This is a genomic window from Psychrosphaera sp., assembly GCF_982872775.1.
In genome coordinates, this window is record NZ_CEYNSH010000006.1 from 1 (window position 1) to 2,951 (window position 2,951).

The 2,951-nt window shown below is 40.6% G+C and carries 3 protein-coding genes and 1 pseudogene; 2 read left to right on the forward strand and 2 right to left on the reverse strand.

Features of this window, described 5'->3' with window-relative positions; translation table 11 throughout:
• Positions 1-21 precede the first annotated feature (21 nt).
• A complete protein-coding gene (locus tag AC4E96_RS02895; RefSeq protein ID WP_076920549.1) occupies positions 22-369 on the reverse strand; it encodes a hypothetical protein in 348 nt (115 codons plus the stop codon).
• Between the two features lie 350 nt (positions 370-719).
• Here AC4E96_RS02895 and AC4E96_RS02900 point away from each other — a divergent pair, with 350 nt between their 5' ends.
• Positions 720-1,694: an integron integrase gene (locus tag AC4E96_RS02900; protein ID WP_488034286.1), complete on the forward strand. Its 975-nt coding sequence runs from the start codon at positions 720-722 to the stop codon at positions 1,692-1,694.
• 16 nt (positions 1,695-1,710) lie between these two features.
• Here AC4E96_RS02900 and rsmD read toward each other — a convergent pair whose 3' ends face one another.
• Complete coding sequence (rsmD, locus tag AC4E96_RS02905; RefSeq protein ID WP_490254860.1) at positions 1,711-2,337, reverse strand: 16S rRNA (guanine(966)-N(2))-methyltransferase RsmD; 627 nt, start codon at positions 2,335-2,337, stop codon at positions 1,711-1,713.
• A gap of 105 nt (positions 2,338-2,442) precedes the next feature.
• On the opposite strand from rsmD, the pseudogene AC4E96_RS02910 reads away from it, so the two are divergent.
• Positions 2,443-2,951: pseudogene (locus AC4E96_RS02910) on the forward strand (hypothetical protein); the annotation flags it as partial.

Genomic DNA, 2,951 nt, shown 5'->3' on the forward strand with positions numbered 1-2,951 from the left:
CGCAGGAGCAAAAGCCAACTGTTATTTGTCCTGCTTTAACGACTTGTTAGCTGTACTTTTATACCCCGCCTTAAGTTCATTTATTTCTTTTGGGCAGTATTTAAAAGCTACTTTATACAGCTCTCTAAATTCTTTTTGTTCATTAATATTTGTACCAAGTTCGAGAGTTATGTTCTCAATAACACTAGTCATTAATGATAGCTCTTTAGAAATAGTATGTTCAGGGTTTGCTATTTCACTTTCAGGAATATTCCTCAAACATTCCATTGCCTTTAACACAGGGTTTACGCTTTCGCCTTCTGTGTTTGCATTATTGCCATACCCAAAAAAAGAAATGCTAGAAAGAAAAAACAATATCCATATTTTCATCGAAACTCCTAGTACAGCTAACAGTGTATTAGCAGGAGGTCGGTATAATCCAAAGTACTGACTTTCACAGGCCAGCCCACTTGCTAATAAAAATTTAAATAATCTCATCACTTTAAATACTTTTTGTTCGCTTTACTAGAGCAAAAAGGCTGGAGAAAGCGAGACTTTGTTAAGGAGGTTCTCTAGTAACTCACAAAATCAGTATGATTGGCAAATAAAGTCCCATAAAAACATCTGGTTACTGGTTTGGTTGCGACATCAGTACCCACAACTGGACTTGTTAAATAGGAGATTTTCGAAAATATCAGCCATCTTTAATTACACCTGATTAAACATACAGTGAGTTAGTGATGGCGAAGACTAAGTTCATAGAAAAAGTGAGAGCGGTTTTAAGAGCCAAACGATACAGCCTCAAAACAGAGAAAAGCTATCTTTTTTGGATTAGAAACTTCATTCGATTTAATGATTACAAGCACCCGGAAGAGTGCGGCAATTTTGAAATAGAAGGGTACTTGAACTATTTGGCGACTCAAAGAGAGGTGAGCGCGGCCACGCAAAATTTGGCGTTATGTGCGATTATCTTCATGTATCGCAATGTGTTGCATAGAGAAATTACTGACCTTCAGTATGCGTTTACCAAACGCCAACCAAGACTTCCGACTGTTTTGACTCACCAAGAAGCCGAGTTGATCATCAATCAATTGGAAGGCAAGTATAAACTCATCTGTGCGTTATTGTATGGCACTGGCGCAAGAATAAACGAAGCATTACAACTACGAATAAAAGACTTTAACTTTGAAAACAAAACTATATTGATTTTCAGAGGAAAGGGCCGAAAAGACCGCTACACAATCTTACCTGACTCATTGATAATGGCGCTTCACCAACAGATTCAACTAGCCCAAAAAATACATACGAGAGATTTGGCTGACGGCGAGGGTTATACTTCAATGGACCCTAGTATGCGCAAAAAAATCGGAGTGGCAGCAAAGGATTTTGCTTGGCAATTTATATTTCAGTCTTCAACCAGGTGCCGTCACCCTTATGATGGTTATATTTGTCGACACCACATTCATGAAACTGCGTTCAGAAAGCAGTTAAGAAAAGCGGTCAAGGCGAGTGGAGTTGCTAAACGTGTTACAGCACATACATTCAGACATACGTTTGCGACTCAAATGTTGCAGATGGGCACAGATATAAGAACGGTTCAGGAATTATTAGGTCACACTGACCTCAAAACCACCGAAATATATACCCATGTACTAGGCAGTCGTTACGGATTTACAAGAAGTCCAATCGATTTAGCCAACCTGCAACAAACGTAATTTAGGTAATTTCAACTTAGCCTAGGTATTCCCAAAGTTGTGCTTTTACTTGCCCAGCGTCTTTATTTTTGAGTAAAGCAAATTGACTTTGCCATTCCGAGCTTTCCAAATCAAAAGGTGCATCCTGTTCTTGTTCAATATAAACAAGGGTACCCGGCTCTAACAAAGTATTTTCAAGTAATGATTTAATGGTCGGTTCGACTAAATTTTTATGAAAAGGGGGATCGATAAATACTAGACCGAAAGGCGTATCAATGTTTTTAACGTTCTTAAAAAAGTCGCCTTGTTTGACGGTGATTTGGTGACTTGCGTTTAATAGTTGGCAGTTGTCTTTAAGTTGCTGTGCCGCTTGTTTGTTTAATTCGAAGCACATTACAGTTTCGGCACCACGAGAAGCAGCTTCGAAGCCTAAAGAGCCTGCACCAGCAAAGCAGTCTAAGGTTTTTGCACCACGTACGTCGGTCATTAACCAGTTGAATAAAGTTTCTTTTAATCGATCGGTTGTCGGACGCAGACCGTCTTTGTCATGCACCTTCAAACGACGTCCACGCCATTGACCACCAATGAGTCTAATTTCACCTTTGCTGGTGGATTTAACCGCTTTCTTTTGGGTCCGGTTTGGAAAATTTGAAGAAGCTTTCAAAGTTGTGCCTTTATTCAACAATTGAACAGTTAAAATCTGCTCTAAATTACGTTACTATTGCGGCATATTATCCCGCTCTAGCGTTTACATTTAAAGGTTTTTTTAATGGCAAAGAAGTCAGGCTTCTTTTCTTGGTTTAGAAAAGATAAAGAAGAGTCTCCAAAGCAATCGGACGAGTCTCAAGTTGAGAGTAACAACCCAGTAACCGAAAACGAATCATCTGACGCACAGGTTGACGTTGAAACAACGCCAGAAGTAACACCTGAGCCAGAAGTTACACCTGAACCAGAAGTTTCACCTGAGCCAGAAGTAACACCTGAGCCAGAAGTAACACCTGAACCAGAAGTAGTACCTGAACCAGAAGTTGCACCTGAACCAGAAGTAACACCTGAACCAGAAGTAACACCTGAACCAGAAGTTTCACCTGAACCAGAAGTTTCACCTGAGCCAGAAGTTTCACCTGAGCCAGAAGTTGCACCTGAGTCAGAAGTTGCACCTGAGTCAGAAGTTGCACCTGAGCCAGAAGTTGCACCTGAGCCAGAAGCTGCACCTGAACCAGCACCTAAGGTGGGCTTGTTTGAACGCCTTAAGCGTGGCCTAGCCAAAACACGCCA

Coding starts and splice junctions, on each gene's coding strand:
- AC4E96_RS02895 (WP_076920549.1), bottom strand. CDS start 369: ATGAAAATATGGATATTGTTTTTTCTTTCTAGCATTTCTTTTTTTGGG.
- AC4E96_RS02900 (WP_488034286.1), top strand. CDS start 720: ATGGCGAAGACTAAGTTCATAGAAAAAGTGAGAGCGGTTTTAAGAGCC.